The organism is Photobacterium indicum, from assembly GCF_003026215.1.
Lineage (GTDB): Bacteria > Pseudomonadota > Gammaproteobacteria > Enterobacterales > Vibrionaceae > Photobacterium > Photobacterium indicum.
The window spans coordinates 88,828-110,707 of the sequence record NZ_PYOC01000006.1; the positions used below are offsets into that span (position 1 = coordinate 88,828).

21 protein-coding genes are annotated in these 21,880 nt (G+C 45.3%); 11 read left to right on the plus strand and 10 right to left on the minus strand.

Translation table 11 applies throughout. The annotated features are described in order from the left end of the window. Positions 1-31 precede the first annotated feature (31 nt). From C9J47_RS16510 to C9J47_RS16530, 5 genes are all read left to right on the plus strand, one after another. Positions 32-595 (plus strand): cytochrome oxidase, encoded by a 564-nt coding sequence (locus C9J47_RS16510; protein ID WP_107254495.1) that lies wholly within the window; start codon positions 32-34, stop codon positions 593-595. 57 nt (positions 596-652) lie between these two features. Beyond that, a complete protein-coding gene (locus C9J47_RS16515) occupies positions 653-1,714 on the plus strand; it encodes a COX15/CtaA family protein (protein WP_107254496.1) in 1,062 nt (353 codons plus the stop codon). After that, positions 1,707-2,657: a heme o synthase gene (cyoE, locus tag C9J47_RS16520; RefSeq protein ID WP_107254497.1), complete on the plus strand. Its 951-nt coding sequence runs from the start codon at positions 1,707-1,709 to the stop codon at positions 2,655-2,657. Before C9J47_RS16515 ends, cyoE begins: the two co-directional genes overlap by 8 nt. Positions 2,658-2,754: 97 nt before the next feature. Continuing rightward, positions 2,755-4,104, plus strand: coding sequence for an MATE family efflux transporter DinF (gene dinF, locus C9J47_RS16525; protein WP_107254498.1), 1,350 nt, complete (start codon positions 2,755-2,757; stop codon positions 4,102-4,104). Positions 4,105-4,244: 140 nt separating this feature from the next. Next, positions 4,245-4,592, plus strand: a complete 348-nt coding sequence (locus C9J47_RS16530) for a 3D domain-containing protein (RefSeq protein ID WP_425440604.1) — start codon at positions 4,245-4,247, stop codon at positions 4,590-4,592. Positions 4,593-4,736: 144 nt separating this feature from the next. Here the strand turns inward: C9J47_RS16530 and nfuA are convergent, their stop codons facing one another. Both nfuA and C9J47_RS16540 read right to left on the minus strand, forming a co-directional pair. Further along, positions 4,737-5,321 (minus strand): Fe-S biogenesis protein NfuA, encoded by a 585-nt coding sequence (gene nfuA / locus C9J47_RS16535; RefSeq protein WP_107254500.1) that lies wholly within the window; start codon positions 5,319-5,321, stop codon positions 4,737-4,739. Between the two features lie 117 nt (positions 5,322-5,438). After that, a complete protein-coding gene (locus tag C9J47_RS16540; RefSeq protein WP_107254501.1) occupies positions 5,439-6,152 on the minus strand; it encodes a ComF family protein in 714 nt (237 codons plus the stop codon). Positions 6,153-6,211: 59 nt separating this feature from the next. On the opposite strand from C9J47_RS16540, the gene bioH reads away from it, so the two are divergent. The 3 genes from bioH to C9J47_RS16555 all read left to right on the plus strand — a co-directional run bounded on the left by bioH (position 6,212) and on the right by C9J47_RS16555 (position 8,004). Continuing rightward, the gene (gene bioH, locus C9J47_RS16545) at positions 6,212-6,976 is read left to right on the plus strand and encodes a pimeloyl-ACP methyl ester esterase BioH (protein ID WP_107254502.1); all 765 of its coding nucleotides are present in this window, start codon (positions 6,212-6,214) and stop codon (positions 6,974-6,976) included. A gap of 106 nt (positions 6,977-7,082) precedes the next feature. Then, the gene (locus C9J47_RS16550; RefSeq protein ID WP_107254503.1) at positions 7,083-7,463 is read left to right on the plus strand and encodes a hypothetical protein; all 381 of its coding nucleotides are present in this window, start codon (positions 7,083-7,085) and stop codon (positions 7,461-7,463) included. A gap of 76 nt (positions 7,464-7,539) precedes the next feature. Continuing rightward, on the plus strand, positions 7,540-8,004 hold the full coding sequence (locus C9J47_RS16555; protein WP_107242013.1) for an ATP-dependent Lon protease: 465 nt from the start codon (positions 7,540-7,542) through the stop codon (positions 8,002-8,004). Between the two features lie 155 nt (positions 8,005-8,159). Here the strand turns inward: C9J47_RS16555 and C9J47_RS16560 are convergent, their stop codons facing one another. The 7 genes from C9J47_RS16560 to C9J47_RS16590 all read right to left on the minus strand — a co-directional run bounded on the left by C9J47_RS16560 (position 8,160) and on the right by C9J47_RS16590 (position 17,831). Continuing rightward, a complete protein-coding gene (locus C9J47_RS16560) occupies positions 8,160-10,514 on the minus strand; it encodes a Tex family protein (protein ID WP_107254504.1) in 2,355 nt (784 codons plus the stop codon). A gap of 197 nt (positions 10,515-10,711) precedes the next feature. Then, positions 10,712-11,446 carry a DUF3726 domain-containing protein gene (locus C9J47_RS16565; RefSeq protein WP_107254505.1) on the minus strand — a complete coding sequence of 245 codons (735 nt, stop codon included), beginning with the start codon at positions 11,444-11,446 and terminating at the stop codon, positions 10,712-10,714. Beyond that, on the minus strand, positions 11,443-13,143 hold the full coding sequence (locus C9J47_RS16570; protein ID WP_107254506.1) for a hypothetical protein: 1,701 nt from the start codon (positions 13,141-13,143) through the stop codon (positions 11,443-11,445). The genes C9J47_RS16565 and C9J47_RS16570 overlap by 4 nt, the downstream gene beginning before the upstream one ends. A 95-nt stretch (positions 13,144-13,238) precedes the next feature. Beyond that, the gene (locus C9J47_RS16575) at positions 13,239-14,801 is read right to left on the minus strand and encodes a BCCT family transporter (protein ID WP_107254507.1); all 1,563 of its coding nucleotides are present in this window, start codon (positions 14,799-14,801) and stop codon (positions 13,239-13,241) included. 95 nt (positions 14,802-14,896) lie between these two features. After that, positions 14,897-15,886 carry a membrane dipeptidase gene (locus tag C9J47_RS16580; RefSeq protein ID WP_107254508.1) on the minus strand — a complete coding sequence of 330 codons (990 nt, stop codon included), beginning with the start codon at positions 15,884-15,886 and terminating at the stop codon, positions 14,897-14,899. 9 nt (positions 15,887-15,895) lie between these two features. Beyond that, entirely contained in the window at positions 15,896-17,344 is a 1,449-nt protein-coding gene (locus C9J47_RS16585) for an aldehyde dehydrogenase family protein (protein ID WP_107254509.1), read from the minus strand. Positions 17,345-17,438: 94 nt separating this feature from the next. Then, positions 17,439-17,831 carry a RidA family protein gene (locus C9J47_RS16590; protein WP_107254510.1) on the minus strand — a complete coding sequence of 131 codons (393 nt, stop codon included), beginning with the start codon at positions 17,829-17,831 and terminating at the stop codon, positions 17,439-17,441. A gap of 168 nt (positions 17,832-17,999) precedes the next feature. On the opposite strand from C9J47_RS16590, the gene C9J47_RS16595 reads away from it, so the two are divergent. Then, the gene (locus tag C9J47_RS16595) at positions 18,000-18,902 is read left to right on the plus strand and encodes a LysR family transcriptional regulator (protein WP_107254511.1); all 903 of its coding nucleotides are present in this window, start codon (positions 18,000-18,002) and stop codon (positions 18,900-18,902) included. Positions 18,903-19,042: 140 nt separating this feature from the next. Here the strand turns inward: C9J47_RS16595 and greB are convergent, their stop codons facing one another. Continuing rightward, positions 19,043-19,513: a transcription elongation factor GreB gene (gene greB / locus C9J47_RS16600; protein ID WP_011217000.1), complete on the minus strand. Its 471-nt coding sequence runs from the start codon at positions 19,511-19,513 to the stop codon at positions 19,043-19,045. 296 nt (positions 19,514-19,809) lie between these two features. Here greB and ompR point away from each other — a divergent pair, with 296 nt between their 5' ends. Both ompR and envZ read left to right on the plus strand, forming a co-directional pair. Then, positions 19,810-20,529 (plus strand): osmolarity response regulator transcription factor OmpR, encoded by a 720-nt coding sequence (ompR, locus tag C9J47_RS16605; protein ID WP_006233304.1) that lies wholly within the window; start codon positions 19,810-19,812, stop codon positions 20,527-20,529. A gap of 3 nt (positions 20,530-20,532) precedes the next feature. After that, on the plus strand, positions 20,533-21,858 hold the full coding sequence (gene envZ, locus C9J47_RS16610) for a two-component system sensor histidine kinase EnvZ (RefSeq protein ID WP_107254512.1): 1,326 nt from the start codon (positions 20,533-20,535) through the stop codon (positions 21,856-21,858). Positions 21,859-21,880: the final 22 nt, after the last annotated feature.

Below are 21,880 nucleotides of genomic sequence, written 5' to 3' on the forward strand. Positions count from 1 at the left end.
TTATCGAGATACCGCTATAAAGGGATGTTAAATGAAAAAAAATAGGATGTTGCTGTTATTACTCGGTGTCTTTGTCTTGCCGTTTTTATTGGCAAAAACCGTACTAGACTTAAACTGGTATCAAGGTGGTGTGACGAATCGCGGGCAGCTATTAGCGTCGCCACTCACCGCAGAATGGTTAAGTGAGCCAGAAACGTGGCAATTGGTGTATTTGTTACCTGAATCGTGTGATGAAAAATGTGAGGGCGCATTATTTAATTTACGCCAAGTACCACAAGCGATAGGGGCTTATCAAGATCGCGTAAACAGTGTGGTGTTGATTACTGATGGTTTGCAACGTGATGGTAAAGTTGTTGATGAAAAAATAATGAATGAAGAGCAAATGAATGGGTTGGAACTCATCGCTATTTCTCAGCAGGTTGTTTCACAAATAAAAACACTGGAATTTGGTATGAATGCGATTTATATCGCCGACCCATTGGGTAACGTCATGATGGCGTATCCTTTAGTGACAGGACAGGAAGAGATTTTAGCGCAGGGAAAAGATGTTTTACGTGATCTTAAACGGCTATTAAAACTCTCGAGAATTGGTTAAATCCCAGTATATAGATATCAAAACAGGTCGATTTGATAGGCACAAGGAATGGAGCCGATGCGATTATTTAGCTTTAAATCTCTTATCTATTTTACTTTTCTTCTTTCTCTTTGTGTTATCGCCTTAGGCGCTTATACCCGTTTGACTGAAGCGGGCTTAGGCTGTCCAGATTGGCCTGGCTGTTACGGTTTTATTTCGGTCCCCCAAAGCACTGAGCAGCAATTGGTCGCACAACAAATTTTCCCCACTGCGCCGCTAGAGGTTGAAAAAGCATGGAATGAAATGGTGCACCGTTACTTTGCAGGTAGTTTAGGCATCTTAATTTTACTGATTAATGTGCTGTCTTGGCGACGCAAATACGCCCCCAAATTATTGCCTGCTTTATTATTAGTCACTGTTATTCTTCAGGCCTTGCTTGGTATGTGGACGGTCACCATGGCACTGATGCCTATTGTGGTGATGGGGCATTTATTAGGGGGCTTTACCACTGCTTCTTTATTATTTCTCTTGGTACTGAGAGTCCGGCAACAAGAGCGTAAATCTACCGCTATTTTTTCTTCAATGTTGCATTCACCGCGGTCATCTTCACGTTATTTGAAAGTATTCGCACTGAGTGCGTTATTTGTGGTGGTGGGGCAAATTGCGTTAGGCGGGTGGACAGCATCTAACTATGCCGCAGTCGCGTGTACTCAACTACCTGTGTGCGAAGGTGATTGGCAAGGTAATTTTGACCCAACGGCATTTGAACCGATTCAGCCTGTTCATGATAGCTATCAATATGGGGTACTTAACTATCATCAACGTGTATCGATTCATGTTGCTCATCGAATAGGAGCGATGGTGACCACGGCAATATTAATATTATTGATTGGTTTTTTGCTACGTACCGCTGGGTTAAGAAGATATGGATTTATCCTCACTGCTGCATTAATTGTGCAAGTGAGTTTAGGGATTACGAATATCGTGGCGAGCTTACCTTTGCTGGTGGCTGTGGGGCATAACGTAATGGGTGTCGTTTTATTATTAAGTATTGTTGCAACCAATTATCGTATCTATTGCGGGCAACAAACTCTGCAAGGATCGCATCTATTTGCACGGGAGGGCAGAAATCATGGCTAAATCACAAGTATTGGGTAATGCACCGCGAACATCAACGGTAGCAGAAACAGCGAAAACAAGAAGTGCTTCCAAACCAAATGTATGGCGCGATTATCTCACGATGACGAAGCCCAAAGTGGTGGCCATGTTGTTGCTGACCGCACTGGTTGGTATGTGTTTAGCGGTGCCGGGTATTCCCCCAGCAAAAGCAGTTATCTTGGGTTTGATCGGTATTGGTTTTCAATCGGCGGCCGCGGCCGTTTTTAATCATGTTTTAGATCGCCGCTTTGATACTCAGATGGCGCGAACCTATAACCGACCATTAGCGAAAGGGCGCATTGAAACGTGGAAAGCCGTCGTGTTTGCTTCTACGTTAATGGTGATGGGTTTTATTATTTTACTTGAATTGAATGCACTAACGGCTTGGTTAACCATGGCCAGCTTAGTGGGGTATGCGGTGGTTTATACCGTGTGGTTAAAGCATGCGACACCGCAAAATATTGTCATCGGCGGTATTGCTGGTGCAGCGCCACCATTGCTCGGTTGGACAGCGGTAACTGGGCAGTTAGATCCTCACGCCTTGTTATTGGTCATGTTGGTTTTTACCTGGACGCCACCTCATTTTTGGGCGCTTGCTATCCATCGTCGTGATGACTATGCCAAAGCGGGTATTCCTATGTTACCTGTTACCCATGGCATTGAATTTACGAAAACCATGGTGCTGTTATACACCGTTATGTTGTTTATTGTTGGTCTATTACCTTGGCTAACGGGAATGAGCGGTGGTGTCTATTTAGTGGGGAGTAGTTTATTGAATCTAGGGTTTATCGGCTATGCATTGAAGCTGAAGTTTGCGGATTCAAAGGGGCATGCCTGGGCCACCTTTAAGTATTCAATTTGGCATTTGTTAGCCCTGTTTGTGGTCTTACTGGGCGATCATTGGATAAGGTCTTTGATGTTCTGATTTATTTGCTGCTGATGGCTGTTGTCATTGGCAGCAACTCGCTACACTGTGCTGCTATTTTAAGCAAATCCCTACCGTTATCCGTTTGAGGTTCAAAGTGCTAGCAGCATTAAGAGACAAGTCGCTCCATTTCCAAGTTTTTGCGTTAGCCATTCCTATGGTGCTGTCCAACATTACCGTGCCTTTGCTTGGGCTGGTTGATGCTGCTGTGATTGGTCATCTCGATCATGCTTGGTATTTAGGGGGTGTTGCTGTGGGCGGCACCATGATTAACATGACGTTTTGGTTGCTTGGCTTTTTGCGGATGGCAACAACGGGTATTTGTGCGCAAGCATACGGTGCCCATGATAAAGAAGCACAAGCCGGTACATTTGTGCAGGGAATGGCATTAGCTTGGTTGTTGGCATTGTTACTTATTGTGTTTCATCAGCCAGTTGCCACCTTGATTTTCCATTTCAGCACTGCCAGTGCAGAAGTGAAAATGTACGCAGAGCAGTATTTTTCAATCCGTATTTGGGGGGCGCCAGCTGCTTTGGCAAACTTTGTGATTATGGGCTGGTTGCTCGGGACTCAAAACGCTAGATCACCCATGTGGTTATTGATTGTGACAAATCTAGTCAATATCGGCTTGGATGTTTTGTTTGTGCTTGGTTTTGGTTGGAAAGTGCAAGGGGCCGCTGTTGCTTCTGTTATTGCCGATTACAGTGGCATGTTACTGGGCTTATGGTTTGTATCTCGTCAGTGGATTGCCCATTCGTTACCTGCCATACGTGAAAAATTAGGCTGTGTACGTCATGGCATGGGACGTTTATTGAAGTTAAACCGCGATATCTTTTTACGCAGCTTATGTTTACAGCTGACCTTTGTGTTTATGACTTTTCAAGGGGCGACGTTAGGCGACAACGTGGTGGCGGCGAATGCCGTATTAATGAGCTTTTTGATGTTGGTCTCTTACGCAATGGATGGCTTTGCCTATGCGATGGAAGCACTGGTTGGTAAAGCAATTGGGGCGAAAAATCGTGAAGAACTTAGCCGTTATTTAGTGGGAACAACGTTTTGGAGTGTGATAATTTCCTTGGTGCTAACATTTACATTCAGTGTCTTTGGTCGAGAAATTATTGGGCTAATTTCTAATATTCCAACTGTTCAGCAAGAAGCGATGCGTTATTTACCTTGGTTAGCAGCATTCCCTTTAGTGGCGATGTGGTGTTTTTTACTGGATGGTATATTTATAGGCGCAACACGCGGCAAAGAAATGCGAAACAGTATGTTTATTGCGATGTGTTTTTTCTTTGCCATTTGGTGGATGCTTAATAGTTACGGTAATCATGCCCTGTGGGCTGCCATGTTAGGGTTTATGGCAATGCGTGGAATTGGGTTGGCTGTAATATTTTCTTACCAATGGCAAAAAAATATTTTTCTGTCTCCGGCGTGTGCAAACAATTAGTTAGAAATATTCAACTGATATTGATTATTTTTACGACAAAAAATGCTATTCATTTGGTTATTGATCTGTTTAAAATGTGCACAATTGTTAAACAGGTGATATCAATGAAACGAACGATCTGGGTGTTTTTACTGGTAGTAATGTCATTAGGCTGGGGAACAAATGCACTGGCAAGTAGTGTAAAGAACCTTAAAGTAACAGCGACGGCATATAACTCAGTAAGAGCACAAACCAACGCTAATCCGACCATTGCGGCTTGGGGCGATAGATTAAAGCCTGGGATGAAGGTGATTGCAGTATCGCGTGATCTTCTAGGTATGGGGCTGACTCACGGCGCTAAAGTGAAGATTTCAGGCTTGCCGGGTGAATATACCGTTATGGATAAAATGAATAAGCGCTGGACGCGTAAAATTGATATCTATATGGGTAAAGATATTCAAGCAGCCAAGAATTGGGGACGTCGTAGTGTCACCATCACTTTAATCTAACTAATGATTTTGGGTTGCAGTATAGCCGACTGAATTTACTGCACGCTGAAGAATAAAAAAAGCCGCTAAATGCGGCTTTTTTTGTAGCTGGAATAAGGACTGTTTGTCGTTATTCTCTCGCGACTAAGGTGAAGGAAGCTTAACTTAGTAGTACGAGTGCTCGCCACGTGCGTGTTCTGTGATATCACGAACACCTGTCAGTTCACCTGCGAACTGAGCAAGAAGTTCTTTTTCGATACCTTCTTTCAACGTCACATCAACCATTGAACAACCGTTACAACCACCACCAAACTGGAGGATTGCAATGCCATCTTCAGTGATTTCAGCTAGAGATACATTACCGCCATGACCCGCTAACTGTGGGTTAACTTGAGTCTGGATTGCGTAATCAACGCGCTCCATTAGCGTTGCGTCGTTAGACACTTTACGTACTTTAGCGTTAGGCGCTTTAAGGGTTAGCTGTGAGCCCATTTTGTCGGTAACAAAATCGATTTCAGCATCATCCAAGAAAGGAAGACTTAGTTCATCAAGGTAAGCATCAAATAGCTCTAACTCGATTTTAGTATCGCTCGCTTCAACCGCTTCTGGTGGGCAATAAGACACACCACACTCAGCATTTTGAGTACCTGGATTTACCACGAAGACACGAATGTTTGTACCCTCAGGCTGCTGGGCAAGAAGCTTGCCGAAGTGCTGCTGAGCGCTTTCAGTAATAGTGATCATAGACACGACGTAATACCTGACCTATTTAGTAAGATTTAATCTATTCTACTCTTAGACGCACTTTCTATCACCCCTTAATCTTCGCAACCATGATTTCGTCACTAATTTCGATGATTTTCACGATCATTCGATTGAGGGCGTATAGCAAATACAGTAGACATCAACCCGTTCAACACCGTTATTCAGTAGCAAACGGGTGAGTTCGGCAACAGTGCTACCCGTTGTCACAACATCATCGACAATCGCGACATGCTTGGGTAACGACTTTATCTTAAGTATAAAGGCTTGGTGAACATTTTTCTTCCGTTCGTTTTTAGTCAGTTGTTTTTGCACCTTGGTATAACGCTGGCGTTTGAAGCCATTCGCGATACATTGGCTATTTGTTGCCTCGGCGATTGCCCACGCTAAATGTGTACTTTGATTGAAACCACGATTAAAGCGCCGTGTTGCATGTAACGGCACGGGTAAAATCAAAGGGGCTGGCTGGTCGAGAGATAATACGAATTGATCCGCCAGCGGTTTGGCTAACCAAAACTTACCGTTGAATTTAAGTTGATGGATAATCTGTTTGAGTGGGAAATCGTACTCACCTAATCGATAGAGACGATGCCACGGCGGGGGGGAGCGTAAACACTGTCCGCATTGTTCAACTGGGTTGACGGTAGTGGTGCCACACCTTGCGCAGTGAGGTGGTTGAGGGAAATGGGCGATGCAATGCCGGCACCATATCGACTCATTGTACGGCAGTGGTAATTGGCATAGCTGACATTGTGAGTTGGTCCATCGACGTTGATTGAGTTGTAGAATCATTGATTTTAGCGATGAAAGGGATAACATCCTTGCCATCCTTATAAGGTGAATGTTTTCGACAATGTGATTTTAAAAAGGAAGTGTAAATGACAACGGCGCTACATTGGCAAACTGAAGGGCAAGGTTCGGATCTGGTTCTCATTCATGGTTGGGGAATGAATGGTGCGGTGTGGCAGCAATTATTGCCATTACTGACTCCTTTTTATCGCGTGCACTGGGTTGATATGCCGGGTTACGGTCATAGTCATGATATCTCTGCCGATAGTATTGAAGAGATGGCACAACTGTTGCTTGATAAATCACCAATGTCTGCAACGTGGTTAGGTTGGTCCTTGGGCGGTTTAGTGGCAACACAAGCGGCTTTACTGGCACCAGAGCGTGTTACTCGTTTAGTTACAGTAGCAAGCTCACCACGTTTTGCAGCTGAAGGCACATGGCGAGGCATTCAGCCTCAGGTCTTGGATGATTTTCGACGTCAACTCGGTGATGACTTTCAATTAACCGTTGAGCGCTTTCTCGCACTACAAGCGATGGGAAGCCCTACTGCAAGGCAAGACATCAAATTGCTAAAGCAAGCGGTGTTATCACGGCCACAGCCTAATCCTGAAGCTTTATCAATAGGACTCAGGTTACTGGCTGATGTTGATTTACGCGCACAGTTAGGTGGTATAACCCAACCATGGTTACGCTTATATGGGCGGTTAGATGGTTTGGTTCCCGCTAAAGTGGCGAAAGATATGGACCAATTAGCGCCTCTGTCTTGTCGGCAGATCTTTGCCGCCGCGTCGCATGCACCCTTTATTTCTCACCCAGAGGAATTCGTGCAAACGCTGAAAGATTTCATCAAATAAGGCTGATTATGTCGTGTGTATAGGGAATTGGTGATTAAAAGTTAAACTTTTTGATTGTTTTGCCGATAGGGATTTTAATGGAGTTACTCTATTTACGAGAGGCCATATGACAATAGGAAGTGTAGGGAATAGTTCAACGTATTCTCCAGCAACATTACAAACCTCAACTGCGGGGGGGGTAAAAACGGATGCCGAAAAATCACAGGCTGATAATGCCAGTGTGAGTAAAGCTGCGGGTACAACAGTGAGTATCTCTGATGATGCAAAACGTAAGTTGGCCGCTGAAGCGGATACACAAACACAAGCTAAAAAAAATGCAGATGGCACGGTAGAAGAAGACAGCAGTGTCGCAGAATCTTTTGCTTATGGTGCATTGGGGATGGATCATCCTGATGAAGTAAAAACCAACTCCGATGATTTTTATACTGCGGGACAAGTACTTTCGGCGATAGGAACTGTAGCAACGGTATTACTTGCCATCGCCTAAACCGTTCGCTTAGGTATATACTCATGATCTTGATATATAGCGATCGCGTTTTATAAGGATATGGTAATACCACAGTATGATTTTTTCGCCAGCCAATGCTGGAGCGCCGATTGTTGCTCCCTCAGTTAATCCGCCAACCGAACAGGCTGCGCGGGATAACCGTGTGCGTGAAAAAATTGTTCCTCCTACTCAAGCGGCAGAGTCTCCTCGTGAAAAGCCGTTAAGCAGCGAAGAAAAACAGTTTAAAAAGCCAGCATGGGATCCGAGTGAGCACCCAGATTACAGTGAGCTGCCTGAGACCATTGAAAAACAGTACGGCTATCAAGATGAATTTGAACTGTTAGTAAAAGCCCTATCTGCCGATAGCTACATGGCGCCAGTGACCGAACTCGGTTATTCAATGCACATTAAACTGCCGCGAGAAATACTGGATCAACTTGAGCAAATCAGTAATAACGAACGGACAAAAGGGGTAGTGGCTCACCGTTATGCACAAGCGACGGTACCTAATCCGCCCACTGAATATTTAGTGGTGCTGTAAGCCGCTGCATCTTGATTACCCAATAAAAAAAGCCAGTATTTTCATACTGACTCTCTTCTTATTATTCAGGCTTATACCAACCTAAATAGGTATCTGATCATTCTTGTTACGCAAATTTATGACCATTTACTTATCCAGATTGGTATTAAACTAGTTTACTTCTTCGCTTTGGCAAATGCCGCGGCAAACGCACCACCCATAGCGCCGCCTGCTGAGTTATTACCTTGGTTACTCTTTGGGTTATTACTACTACCGCGATTATTACTCTGTGCATTATGGTTTGCAGTGCTGCGTGCTTGGTTTTGCTGTGGCTTACGAGCGGGTTTTTCTTGTCCCGGTTCGTCGCTCATGCGCATCGACATGGCAATACGTTTACGTTGCAAATCCACTTCCATTACCTTTACTTTCACCACATCACCGGCTTTAACAACTTCACGTGGGTCAGAGATGAATTTATCTGATAGTGCTGAAATATGTACCAAACCATCTTGGTGAACACCGACATCAACGAAGGCACCAAAGTTAGTCACGTTGGTGATAACACCTTCCAAAATCATGCCTGGTATTAAGTCTTTTACTTCGTTAACACCTTCAGCAAACGTGGCGGTTTTGAATTCAGGACGGGGATCGCGACCGGGCTTATCAAGTTCGCTGATAATATCGGTAACCGTTGGTAGGCCAAACTTTTCATCAGTATAGTCAGCAGCATTTAGGCTGCGTAAAAATTCCGTGTTACCAATGATGGCATCCATTGCTTTGCTGTTATTCGTGGCAATGGTTTTTACTACAGCATACGATTCGGGGTGAACCGCCGAGCTATCGAGTGGGTTTTTACCGTTCATGATCCGTAAGAACCCCGCACATTGTTCAAAAGCTTTTGGCCCCAAACGTGCGACTTTTTTCAAGGTAGTACGGCTTTCGAAACGGCCGTGCTCATCACGATAATCAACCACATTCTGCGCCATGGTTTTGGTTAAGCCAGCGACTCGTGTGAGTAGGGCTGCTGATGCGGTATTTACATCCACCCCCACGCCGTTTACACAGTCTTCCACGACAGCATCAAGACGTTTAGCCAACATGCTTTGGCTTACATCATGCTGATATTGACCGACACCAATCGCTTTAGGATCAATTTTCACCAGTTCTGCCAACGGATCTTGTAGGCGGCGACCAATTGAGACGGCACCACGGATCGTTACATCCAGATCAGGGAATTCATTAGCTGCAAGTTCAGAAGCCGAGTAAACAGATGCACCTGCTTCGCTGACCATCACGCTTTGAATTTTGAGGTTGTTGTCTTTTAAGATCTTGGCAACAAAGGCATCTGTTTCACGTGAAGCAGTTCCGTTTCCGATAGCAATTAAGTTTACTTGGTGTTTGTTTAATAATGCTAAAACCGCGGCTTCAGATTGTGCCACTTGACGCTGTGGCTGATGCGGGTAAATGGTGGCGATATCGACTAATTTACCCGTAGTATCAATTACTGCGACTTTACAGCCAGTGCGTAAACCTGGGTCGAGTGCCAATGTGGTACGCGGGCCTGCTGGTGCCGCCATCAGTAAATCACTCAGGTTGTCAGCAAATACCTGCATAGCACCGTCTTCGGCTTTTTCACGCAATGCACTCATTAGTTCGGTTTCCATGTGCATTAATATTTTAATGCGCCATGCCCAGCTAATGACTTGCTTACGCCATGCATCGGCAGGTTGTGTACCGATTTTGACGCCATAATGATCAGCAATAATGATTTCACAGTAAGAGCCGCGTACGCCTTCTTCTTGATTAGGATCCGCGTTTAATGATAGTTGCAAGAAGCCTTCATTACGGCCACGGAACATGGCGAGCGCACGGTGCGACGGTACATTTTTGAGTCGTTCATTATGCTCGAAATAATCTTTAAACTTCGCGCCTTCTTGTTCTTTGCCTGCCACTACGCAAGAGGTAAATTCGGCATTGGTTTGAAGTTGACTGCGGATTTTATGCAGCAGTGCGGCATCTTCGGCAAAGCGTTCCATCAAGATAGCGCGAGCGCCATCAAGTGCCGCTTTGGTGTCGGCAATGCTTTTGTCTGCATTGATATATTGAGCTGCTGTTGCTTCTGGCTCGTTAGTGGGTTGCTGCCACAATGTATCGGCAAGCGGTTCTAATCCGGCTTCTATAGCGATCTGTCCTTTGGTGCGACGCTTTTGTTTATAAGGCAGGTACAGATCTTCTAAGCGTGTTTTACTGCCAGCTGAATTAATTTCAGCTTCCAATTGTGAGGTTAGTTTTCCTTGCTCGGTAATTGCTTTAAGGATGGTTTTGCGGCGATCATCCAATTCACGCAAGTACCCTAGGCGGGATTCCAGGTTACGTAGCTGAGTATCATCCAGCCCGTTGGTGACTTCTTTACGGTAACGCGAAATAAAAGGAACCGTATTACCGTCATCTAGCAGAGTGACTGCGGCTGTAACTTGCTCAAGGCGAACATTCAGTTCGCTGGCAATCATCTGATTGATAGAGTTGCTCATCCGTTGGTATCTCTTGGTTGCCATAAACTATGCACTGTATTCTACGGAGGATTCCGTTGGTGACAAGGTATGGCATGTTAAGAGTGTGTCAGTGCCCAGCTTCTCGGTAATAAAAAACCAGCAAACGATTACTCTTGCTTGCTGGAAGGCTGGTTTTTTTGTACTCGTTAGGCTTTTAAATCGACAGTAGTGCGGCGTTATACGTAGGGCAGAGATTCACCAGCACCTAAACGTGACGCATCACTGGATTCAACTAATATTCCCCCCGCCGTTTGCTTGATTTTGAGCCAGTCAGATTTATTGACCGTCACACCATGTTGCCAAGCATGCTGTTTTGCAGCAGCAAGGCTGGCAGATGAAATGTGCTGATGGTGCTCTGTTACTGTCGGTTGTGGAATAGGTGTTTTGCTGATCTCTATCGTCAAAGAATGCGTATTCATTGTTGATTCAGCCGTGGAGAGGTAAATATCAGGCAAGATGTATCCCGCATTCAGTACATACACGATATGTTTAGGAGCACTGCCGTTATACCACTGCGCTTTTACCGATAAGCCTTTACCCGCCAGTTTGACCAGTTCACCAAAGGCTAGCCAGCGGTTATGGCATTGCTCAATGTGTAAGGTAATTGTGGGTTGGTTGACCAACTTTTCAATGGTGTAATCCAACAAGGTCGGTAAGTGACATAAGATACTGCAACCGTGTAGATTCGCCGTTAGCTGTGAGCCTGTAAAAGCATCGACCTGTACAGGGCCATCGTTTTCATTTTTCATGAAGGCGAGGGCATTCACAAAATGTTGGACACCATTTAATCCGGCCATTTCTAAATCAGCCACCATATTGGCGATCATGTCTGATTCACCACAATGTCGGTGCAATCCATCGAAGGCTTTGGCACTGAGTACGACCAATTCGTTGTGTGATACTTGCATCATGCTTGTGCCTCCGGTGTTGATTCAGTGTTTGTGGGTAATAGTGGAAATAACCACTCTTGGTCGTGAATTTCGTCTGTTAAAGGAGCCCCTTGGAAGAAGGTGACTCGCACCCAACGATCTGAGCGAGGGTCAAACTTTGTGGCGCCAAACATGGCTAACTTGCAACGTAATAAGTGCATTGGTAAGGCATGTTGGTTTAAGACATTCATTTGAATATCACCCATTGGGCAATGCCCGAGAGTCCATGCACGACGTGCAATAGAACGATATTGTGGTTGATGTAGTAGAAACTCAGCCAAGGTTTGCGACGGTTCTACGGCAGCCAATGCAGCATGTAAGCGATAAACCTGACGCGCTATATCGAGGGCCAACTCACGATCATCACCAGGTTCTTCACCACGAATCCCCATTCTTGGTTCTTCTTTGTCTTCAGAACGGTACCAAAACCAATAGCTATTTTCGGCAGAGAAAAAGTCGATATCCAGTGCCCAGCGGTAGCGCTCTTTCAATACTTCTGTCAGTTTTTGAACGGTGATTCCGGGTGCCAATGCTAGTGTTTCATCGGCATTCATGCTGTTTTCGTGGCTATCCACTAATTCTGGATACAGCTCCATGATGCACGAAATCGTTATTTCTTGGGCTTCGTTACAATATTGCTGGTTATCTTCAATTAACTGTTTCCATTGCCACTGTTTTTGTTGAGCAGTAGTGATTTTAGCCATGATGTTGTGAATGTTACTGATCGCTTCAGCGTTCAATTTTTGTTGATGTTCGTTAATGGTGACAACTTGCGTAAGGTGCGCAATGGCGCGGTCTAATAACGGGTAAATAGCCTGACTGGCAGCTGGTGTAATGATGCATACTGATACCGCTGCAAGGGCTTTTTCGCGTTCTGACAACCATTGGTCGACAATACGCGGATGACGAATTAGGTAGGGTGCCATCCCTAGTCCTGTTGCATTCCCTACCCCTAAATAACGCTGCAATGGACGAGCCAGCAGAGCGGCTTTAGTGCCACCTTGTTGTTTAGCTAAGAAATGCACCCAATCAAGACTGAATTGGCGCAACATATAGACTGCACACATTTGAGCACTGAAAGAGAGATTGAAGTCTGGGTTATCATCTAAAATTTCAAAATCTGCAATGCCAAATTTACCGTTACCATACACCGCAGTGGTACGTAAGATATAGCCAACATCTGCTAAGACTTGTGAGTCAGGTTGTTGCCCTTCAGCCAGTGAAGTGACTAAATGTTCGAATACCCGCACACTTTTATTGGCGCGAGCAAGCACCAATACTTGGCTCGAGTTACGGCCCGCTTCTTGGAGTGGCACATTGTTTTGTAACTGGTTTAAAAATGCTTTATCAATATCACCTTGTACCAGTGCAAACGTTACATCCCACTTTTCAGCGATCACGCGGTCGTTACGTTCTTCATCGGCAATCGCATCAGAAAAGACCACCAAGTGGTAGTGATGGTTTGGCGTCTCTAAGCGGTATACTGCCACCCCAAACCCTTGTTCGGAAATATCCCACTGAGCTAGAGATACAGCCCACTTCTGATTAGCCATACGACGGATCAAGCTACGTACAAAACTGATACGACTTTGATGCATTGCGCCCAATCGCTCTGGTGCCATTACCGTATCTGGGTGGCGTAATTGTGATTGGGTTCCAGTACAACGATGTGCATCCATATTGCTCACCATGATTCTATTCTTTGAGTTTTAGTCACTCATTATTGATAAAGGCAGCAAGGTTCACTGCCCGACCTAAGTAGATAAGTTGCGCGTTATAAACCTTGTTCCTTTGCCATTTCCCTTGCCATTTTTGGGGCATTCCACAGTGATGGCAACAAGATAAGAGAAACGGGGACTGCAGTGATGACGATAAAAGACTGCAACGCCGAGACACCACCTGAACCTAAGGAGATGAGGATGAGTGCTGTTACTCCCATCATTACTCCCCAAAATATGCGAATAGCAGCATTTGGCTCGGTGTCGCCACTGACCACCACACTAATGGTGTAGGTCATTGAGTCGCCGGTTGTGACAATGAAGATCGTTGTCAGAATAAGAAACAGAATCGAGACAATGAGTGGAAACGGCAGCTGTTGAGTAATGGCGAGTAGGGCGGCAGGAAGGTTGAAACCTTCGAAAGCTTTACTGACGGAACCTGGATCGGCCATTTCAAATGCAACGCCGGAACCGCCGACGACAGTAAACCAGAAGCAAGTAATAATCGGTGCGATGATACTCACCGCCATCACTAATTGACGGATAGTACGACCACGCGAAATACGGGCAATAAAGATCGCCATCATAGGGCCATAACCGATGAACCAGCCCCAGAAGAATACTGTCCACCAGCTTAGCCAACCTTCATCACCGCGGTAGGTTGCCATCGGAATGAAGTTGTCGATCATGCTGCCGACACCTTGAATGTAGCTATTTACAATGAAATTTGTAGGGCCAACAATCATGATGTAGGCCATTAAGCCAACCGCTAAAATGATGTTATAGCGACTCAGAATTTGAATCCCGCGATTCAGGCCGCTTAAGGCTGATAAGGTATAAATAGCAATCGCACAAAGGATCACGATAAATTGGGTGGTAAAGCCGTCAGGAATATCAAATAACGCATTTAATGCAAAGCTGATTTGTAGCCCTAGGAATCCGATTGGGCCGATTGTTCCCGCGGCGACAGCAATAATGCAACAAGCATCAATCATTGCACCGGTTAAGCCTGTTAATGCGCGTTTACCAAGAATGGGGTAGAGCAAAGTACGCGGCTGCAGTGGTAATCCTTTATCGTAGTGCAGATGCATTAATACAATTGAAGTTAAGCTGCCAAGAATAGCCCATGCGAGGAATCCCCAGTGCATAAATGATTGTGATAAGGCATTAATTGCATTTTGTTGAGGGCTTTCTTGTGCCCCGAACAATGGTGGCGGGCTCATATAGTGAGCGATAGGCTCGGCGGCAGCCCAAAATACTCCGCCTCCCGCAAGCAGGGTACATAGGATGATCGCCATCCAACGGAAACCGTCTATTTCAGGCTTATCAAGCGCGCCTAAGCGAACGTGTCCGGTATGGCCTACGGCTAAAACGAGGCTGATCAAAAAAGTAAGTAATAATAATACTTGCCAATAAGGACCAAAAATTGTCACCGACCAAGAAAAGCCAGCATTGACTAAATCTGAGAGTAAAGCATTGTCGTACAATGCAAGCATGACAAAAAGGGCAATAAATCCACCACTCATCCATAAGGCGGGGTTATCGAGCCCGAGCTTTTCGGCTGTCGATTGTGGTGTTGGAATATGTTCAGCTTTTACAGCATTGGTGAAGTCGGACATTGTGTATCTCCAGGCGTCGTTATTGGTATTGCTTGGACAAAATGTTTGCTATCGGCCCGCTTAAGGTAATTATTATGCGCAGGCCTTGATTGAGTTTAGCTGACTGGTGTTAAGCCATCCTGTAAGAAGTTGAACCAGTTTTCTCCCATGACTTGGCTGCTTTCTGTTTCGCTGAAGCCTTGCCTTATCAAGCCGTGGTAAATGTTTTCCATTCCTTTGCTGTCACAAAACCACGGAAGTGCATCAGGCCAGCCTGAATTACTTGACGACCCCTCACCGTAGTCCATGGCTTTCGACCAACGACCATTTCGCATCCACTCCAGCACTTCCTGTGGTTGGTTCAGGCACAAATCACTGCCAATGGCGAGGTGCTCAACGCCAACTAGCTCGGCGCTATCTGCGACCATTTGGCAGAATGCTTCTAAGGTACATTGGCTGCTATTCGGCAAGTGGAACGGATATAAACTGAATCCAATCAAACCGCCGCGATTGGCTAATGATTCAATGACTTCATTCGATTTATTTCGTAACGCTGGGTGCGCAAAATTCGGGTTTGCATGGCTGATACAAATAGGGCGAGAAGAAATATCAATAGCTTCTAGCGTTGAACGCTCAGCACTGTGAGACATATCCACAATCATTCCCACTCGATTCATCTCGGCAATGGCTTGCTTGCCAAAGCGGGTTACGCCGGCATCTTCTTGCTCATAACATCCTGTCGCTAATAGACTTTGGTTGTTATAAGTCAGCTGCATGATCAGTAACCCTTGTTGGCGCATCACACTGATCAGGCCGATCTCATCCTCAATCGGTGAGCAATTTTGCGCACCTAGGAAGATACCGACACGCCCAGTTGCTTTGGCTGTAGTGACATCTTCCATGCTCATTATCGGCATAATGAGATCACTGTTGTGCTCAAAATGAAGATTCCATTGTGCAAAGCGTGTTAGGGTTTCGCGTGCTGTTTCGTGGTAAACCACGGTGGCATGAACAGCGGTAATACCGCTCGCTTTCAGTGTTTCAAAATACGCGCGATCCCAATTGCAGTACTGCAAACCATCAATAATGATACGGTCCTGATACATAGACGTTCCTTAGTAAGGGCGCTGGTAAGCGGTTTTTACAATGGTATAGAACTCTTTCGCGTACTGGCCTTGCTCCCGGGGCCCAAAGCTCGATTGTTTACGGCCACCAAATGGCACGTGATAATCGGTACCTGCTGTTGGTAGGTTAACCATGACACAGCCTGTTTGCGCTTGTTGCTTGAACAATGCGCTGGTGCGCAGGCTTTGCGTGATGATGCCGCCCGTTAAGCCAAAACGTGTATCGTTGGCTGTTGCAATTGCTTCCTCAAGATCGTTGACGCGAATAACACTCGCCATCGGAGCGAAGACTTCTTCTTGGTTTACATCCCAACCGTTTTTCGTATTCAAGAACAAGGTCGGCGACATGTAATAACCTTCATGTTCTAGGTTAAGTTGCTCGCCACCAAAGGCTAATTCAGCACCATGCCCACGAGCTTTATCTATCCATGACATGTTTGATGCGAGTTGCTTGTCATCTACCACTGGCCCCATGAACACACCATCTTGTAGCGCGTGACCAATTTTTAATGTGCTCATACGTTTGATTAGGGCATCAACGTACGCATCGTGAATGCTATCGAGTACGACCAATCGCGAAGAGGCGGTACATTTCTGACCTGCACCCGAGAACGAGCCCATAATGGTGGCTTCAACGGCAGTGTGAATATCGGCATCATCAGCGATGACCAGGGCGTTTTTACTGCCCATTTCTAACTGACAACGAACAAAATTAGGGGCAGTGGCTGTTGCGACTTTTCGACCTGTATCGACAGAGCCAGTGAAGCTAACGGCATTGATTTGGTCTGAATTAATAAGGGTGTTACCGACTTCAGAGCCGCTGCCGAGTACCAAGTTGAAAGTACCGGCAGGCAAGCCTTGACGATGAATGATTTCTGTTAATGCCACGGCACTGGCTGGGGTAAGGTTGGCAGGTTTCCAGATAACACTGTTACCAAAGGCCAGCGCGGGGGCAATTTTCCATGCCGCTGTTGCGGTTGGGAAGTTCCAAGGAGAGATGATCGCGACAACACCAACGGCTTCTCGACTCACTTCGACTGATACGCCAGGACGAGTCGATTGCGCTAGGTCGCCCATTTGGCGCAGAACTTCTGCCGCATAGTATTGAAAGAATTGACCAGCACGGAAGATTTCACCACGGCCTTCTGCAAAAGGTTTACCTTCTTCGCTAGAGAGCAATGTGCCCAACTCATCGCAACGAGCAATAAGCTCATCACCGATAGCTTGCAATACTTTTTGCTTGTGCTCTAACGGGGTTTTTTCCCATTCAGGCTGCGCTGTATTAGCTGCATCAATTGCTTGTTGCACTTGCTGTTGGCTTGCTTGTGCAAAATTACCTAATTGCTGAGAGATATCTGAAGGGTTGATGTTGGCTACAGTAGAGATGCCTGATTGCCATTCACCAGCAATGTAGAGGGCTTTTTCTGCTTCAAATGTCATGAGAAATCCTTGTTATGTGACGTAATTGAATTAGGGCTATTTTTACGTTTTGCGTAGTCTTTTAATGCTTCGGCACTAATGCTTAGAGCGCTGTTTATGAGTCGACGGCAGCGTAAACCACAAGCTCAACCAGCATTTCTTCACGCGCTAAACCTGCTACAACAACGGCTGCACGGTTAGGGTAAGGGGCGTTGAAGTATTCTGCGTAGACTTGGTTGACGGTAGCAAGGTAGCTGCGATCGGTAACATAGATCAGTACTTGTAATACCGCATCGGTAGAAACGCCTGCGCATTCAAGGGTATGAACTAGGTTATTCATGGTTTGGCGTGTTTGCGCTTCGATACCACCCTCAACAACGACACCTTGCTGATCAATTGGGATTTGTGCTGTATACAATGTGCCGTTATTCACGACAGCCCACTCTAAGGGTGCTTTAGATGCGAAGAGCTCTGTTTTTACAGGTGTTTTGGCTAGTTGGGCTGGCATAGATTATCTCATTATGTTGCATATATGTTTCAGCGTGGTTAAATCATGCATAAAAAATAGTGATAAATCTAACGCTTTATTTTTGACAATTGATAAGTTTTATTTATCAATAGAGGAGGATTGAAGTTCGGTTGCTCACAAACGAGTAAAAAAAGGATGCGTTGATAAATGGATATTAAGCTGCAGCAGTTAAAATATTTTGTACTGGTAGTGGATGAAGGGGGATTTCGTGCTGCATCCAGTAAGGCAAACCGATCCCAAGCTGCTTTGTCGACGGCAGTGAAAGAACTCGAGAAAATTCTGGGGCAGACCTTGTTTGAAGCGGGGCATAAAGTGAAGCTCACCCCGTTTGGCGAAATATGTTTGCCTAAGATCCGGCAGTTCTTAAATCATTATCAGAGTTTGACGTGTGATCTGAGTGCTGCAGCGGTTGGGCAATTAGGACAAGTGCGTATTGGCAGTGTTCCTTCCGTTGCGGCCAAGCTGATCCCGAAAGTATTAGCGGCTTTTACGGCATGTCACCCACAGGTGGAAGTGTCGTTAATTGATGATAATGCGGCTGGTGTTGAGCTGCGGTTGCTAGCGGGCGAGGTTGACCTTGCACTGGGGAACTGTTTGCATATTAATGATAGCCGTATTGATTTTACGCCTTTAATTTCAGACCCATTAGGTGTGGTGTGTTTATCTGACCATCCGCTAGCTGCGTTTAAAAATGGACTGGCGTGGCAGCAGCTTGAAGCCTATCCGTTTATAACAAATGGCACCTGCACTTTATTGGCGCCGACCCCCGCACGGGTATTGGCTGAAAGTGCCTTGTATTCCGTCGAAAATATTACTTCATTATTTTCAGTACTAGAGTTGGGTATCGGTATAACCACCTTGCCTAAACTCGCTTTTCCGACCGATGTGAAAACATTAGTGTGGATCCCATTGATTGACCCCGTTGTTGAGCGGGAAATTGGCATTTTTCGATTGTTGGATCGCCATATTTCACCCCAAGCACATGCCTTTTTTACCCTGTGTCAGCAAGAGCTAATGTGCCGGCAAGAATTAAAGAGTGAAGGGAAGTAAAGTGGTGTGATGTGACATCAAGAAAAACCTCATACTGTGCTAACTATCAGCCTGCTCAATGATTACATCAGGCTGTGCTGTTCTGGTGGTTTCGATAATGTTGGTTTTTGTGAGGTTTATCCGATTGCGATTGGTTCTAATTACGCATAGCGAATCGTATTTACAAACCACAGCTTCTTGCCCTGGGGGGTTACCACTTCAAACTCTTCATCAACCTCTTTCTTTAATAACGCGCGTGCCATTGGGGAATCAATCGAAATGTAATCATTCCTGCCATAGATTTCATCTGGGCCAACGATACGGAATGCTTTCTGCTCGGCTTCTTCATTTTCAATTTCAACAAATGCGCCAAAAAATACTTTGCCATCTTGCTGAGGGGAATAATCGACGACTTTGACGATTTCAAGCCGTTTTCGTAAATAACGTACTCGGCGGTCGATTTCCCGCAGGCGCTTTTTATTGTATTGATAGTCAGCGTTTTCACTGCGATCACCTAGGCTTGCAGCCCACGTGACTTTTTTGGTTATTTCAGGGCGTTCTTCTCGCCAAAGGAAATCGAGCTCTTTTTTGAGTTTGTCATAACCTTCACGGGTAATTAAATTGGTTTTCATTGTTCGCCCTATACCGTCATTGAGTATTTCGCAGATTGATTTAGATAATTTTTACATTCTGGTTCATAGTATGAGTAGTGATTTAGAAAATTTCTATCCTTTAAGGTAACTTAGGTGCTGTTTCATTGGTGGCCATATGTGCTAAACGTATGTAAAAAGCATTGATGAGTAATAAACAGACATACCCAGTTACAATTTACGGTTACATTTAGCGGCGAAATTAAGCTTCTGTCAGGTTGACTCGAGTAAGATACGCACACAACTCGATAACACGATCGATGCAGGTAAGGTGAGATATGCAGGAAAATTATAAAATTCTGGTTGTTGATGACGACATGCGTTTACGCGCATTATTAGAACGTTACTTGTCGGAACAAGGTTTCCAAGTACGTAGCGTCGCAAACGGCGAGCAAATGGACCGCTTGTTATCCCGTGAAACATTTCACTTAATGGTGCTAGATTTAATGCTACCAGGTGAAGATGGCTTATCTATTTGTCGTCGCTTACGTAATGCCAATAGTGTGCTACCGATTTTAATGCTAACCGCAAAAGGCGATGAAGTTGATCGCATAGTGGGGTTAGAAGTTGGCGCAGATGATTATTTGCCAAAACCGTTTAACCCGCGTGAACTACTGGCTCGTATTCGTGCCGTGCTACGTCGCCAGACCATTGAAGCACCTGGTGCTCCAAGCATTGATAGTAAAATCGTTGAGTTTGGTGAATTCCGTTTGAATCTAGGTACGCGCGAGATGTTCCGTGGGGAAGAGCCTATGCCGCTAACCTCTGGCGAATTTGCGGTATTAAAAGCGTTAGTGACCAATTCGCGTGAACCTATGTCGCGTGATAAATTAATGAATATGGCGCGTGGTCGTGAATATTCTGCAATGGAACGTTCTATCGATGTGCAGATTTCTCGTTTACGCAGAATGGTTGAAGAAGACCCAAGTCGCCCTCGTTACATTCAAACAGTATGGGGTTTAGGTTACGTTTTCGTGCCCGATGGTAACGAGAAGTAAGCCATGCGAATGTCTCCCCGCAGTACATTTACCCGTACGCTTGTTCTATTATCTGGCTTGCTTATAGCAAGTCAGATTTTTTCGTATTTGACTGTTCTTAATTACGCGCTCCTTCCCAGCTTGCAGCAATTTAATCGCATTATTGCGTATGAAGTACGCTTGATGTTGCAAGAGGATCTGGATCTCGATGATGGTGAAACTTTTCACCTAGATCAGCCAGTGCGTCGCCAGTTGCTTGCTCAACTTGGCGTGACATTGCATTCAATCGATGACCCTGATCTAAAAGAATATAACAGTGCCACAGAAATAGAGTATCTCAGTGACGAAATGACGGATGAACTTGATGTTAAAACGGAAGTTCGTTTAGTGCTGGGGGCTGAGAGTTATGTACTGTGGATGAAATGTGATGCGATGCCCGGCTACCTTATGCGGATCCCATTATCAGAATTGCAAGAAGACGATTTCTCACCGCTGTTTCGCTACAGCCTGATCATTGCCTTTATGGTGATAGCGGGGGGGTGGTTATTTATTCGGATGCAAAACAGACCGTTGGTCGAGTTAGAGCAGGCCGCATTATTAGTTGCTCGTGGTGAGATCCCCCCCGTTTTACCTGAGCAGGGGGCGTCAGAGGTTCGTGCGGTAACCAAGGCCTTTAACCAGATGGCAGAAGGGATTAAACAGCTTGAAGATGATCGTGCTTTATTATTAGCGGGCGTTAGTCATGATTTACGCACACCGTTAACTCGTATTCGCTTAGCCACTGAAATGATGTCACCAGAAGACAGCTATTTAGCCGATGGCATGACCAAAGACACAGAAGAGTGTAATGAGATCATTAGTCAGTTTATGGACTATCTTAAATCAACCAAAAAGCCAGCAATGGAAGTTATCGATCTGAATGACTTGCTACAAGAAGTCGCAGAGAGTGAAGGCGGGTACGAGAACGAAGTTGAACTCGGGTTGAGTGATACTCCGGGACGTATTGAGGCGAATGCTGTCGCGATGAAACGCTGTGTTGCTAATTTAGTGGTGAATGCCCTTCGCTATGGCAATGGCTGGGTTAAAATTTCAAGTGGTACATCCGCAGATCGAAAATTAGCATGGTATTGTGTGGAAGATAATGGGCCTGGGATCCAAGAAGATCAGGTCTCTCGTATGTTCCAACCTTTAACCCGTGGTGATTCTGCTCGTGGAAGTGATGCTGAAGGTACGGGGTTAGGTTTAGCCATCGTGAAACGGATTATTGACCAACACGATGGGGAGATTAGCGTGACTAATCGCCGTGACGGTGGTTTGAAAGTCCAGATTACCTTGCCTTTGGTTAAGTAAAATTAAAGGTAAGTAGAATAAA

Bases quoted from the DNA above. Each gene is read 5' to 3' on its own strand.
- C9J47_RS16560 (WP_107254504.1), bottom strand. From the start codon at position 10,514: ATGAGCAACTCTATCAATCAGATGATTGCCAGCGAACTGAATGTTCGC.
- greB (WP_011217000.1), bottom strand. From the start codon at position 19,513: ATGAAAACCAATTTAATTACCCGTGAAGGTTATGACAAACTCAAAAAA.
- cyoE (WP_107254497.1), top strand. From the start codon at position 1,707: ATGGCTAAATCACAAGTATTGGGTAATGCACCGCGAACATCAACGGTA.
- C9J47_RS16580 (WP_107254508.1), bottom strand. From the start codon at position 15,886: ATGTATCAGGACCGTATCATTATTGATGGTTTGCAGTACTGCAATTGG.
- C9J47_RS16595 (WP_107254511.1), top strand. From the start codon at position 18,000: ATGGATATTAAGCTGCAGCAGTTAAAATATTTTGTACTGGTAGTGGAT.
- C9J47_RS16540 (WP_107254501.1), bottom strand. From the start codon at position 6,152: ATGTTATCCCTTTCATCGCTAAAATCAATGATTCTACAACTCAATCAA.
- C9J47_RS16570 (WP_107254506.1), bottom strand. From the start codon at position 13,143: ATGGATGCACATCGTTGTACTGGAACCCAATCACAATTACGCCACCCA.
- C9J47_RS16565 (WP_107254505.1), bottom strand. From the start codon at position 11,446: ATGATGCAAGTATCACACAACGAATTGGTCGTACTCAGTGCCAAAGCC.
- C9J47_RS16550 (WP_107254503.1), top strand. From the start codon at position 7,083: ATGACAATAGGAAGTGTAGGGAATAGTTCAACGTATTCTCCAGCAACA.
- C9J47_RS16555 (WP_107242013.1), top strand. From the start codon at position 7,540: ATGATTTTTTCGCCAGCCAATGCTGGAGCGCCGATTGTTGCTCCCTCA.
- ompR (WP_006233304.1), top strand. From the start codon at position 19,810: ATGCAGGAAAATTATAAAATTCTGGTTGTTGATGACGACATGCGTTTA.
- C9J47_RS16510 (WP_107254495.1), top strand. From the start codon at position 32: ATGAAAAAAAATAGGATGTTGCTGTTATTACTCGGTGTCTTTGTCTTG.
- C9J47_RS16585 (WP_107254509.1), bottom strand. From the start codon at position 17,344: ATGACATTTGAAGCAGAAAAAGCCCTCTACATTGCTGGTGAATGGCAA.
- C9J47_RS16530 (WP_425440604.1), top strand. From the start codon at position 4,245: ATGTCATTAGGCTGGGGAACAAATGCACTGGCAAGTAGTGTAAAGAAC.
- envZ (WP_107254512.1), top strand. From the start codon at position 20,533: ATGCGAATGTCTCCCCGCAGTACATTTACCCGTACGCTTGTTCTATTA.
- bioH (WP_107254502.1), top strand. From the start codon at position 6,212: ATGACAACGGCGCTACATTGGCAAACTGAAGGGCAAGGTTCGGATCTG.
- C9J47_RS16515 (WP_107254496.1), top strand. From the start codon at position 653: ATGCGATTATTTAGCTTTAAATCTCTTATCTATTTTACTTTTCTTCTT.
- C9J47_RS16590 (WP_107254510.1), bottom strand. From the start codon at position 17,831: ATGCCAGCCCAACTAGCCAAAACACCTGTAAAAACAGAGCTCTTCGCA.
- C9J47_RS16575 (WP_107254507.1), bottom strand. From the start codon at position 14,801: ATGTCCGACTTCACCAATGCTGTAAAAGCTGAACATATTCCAACACCA.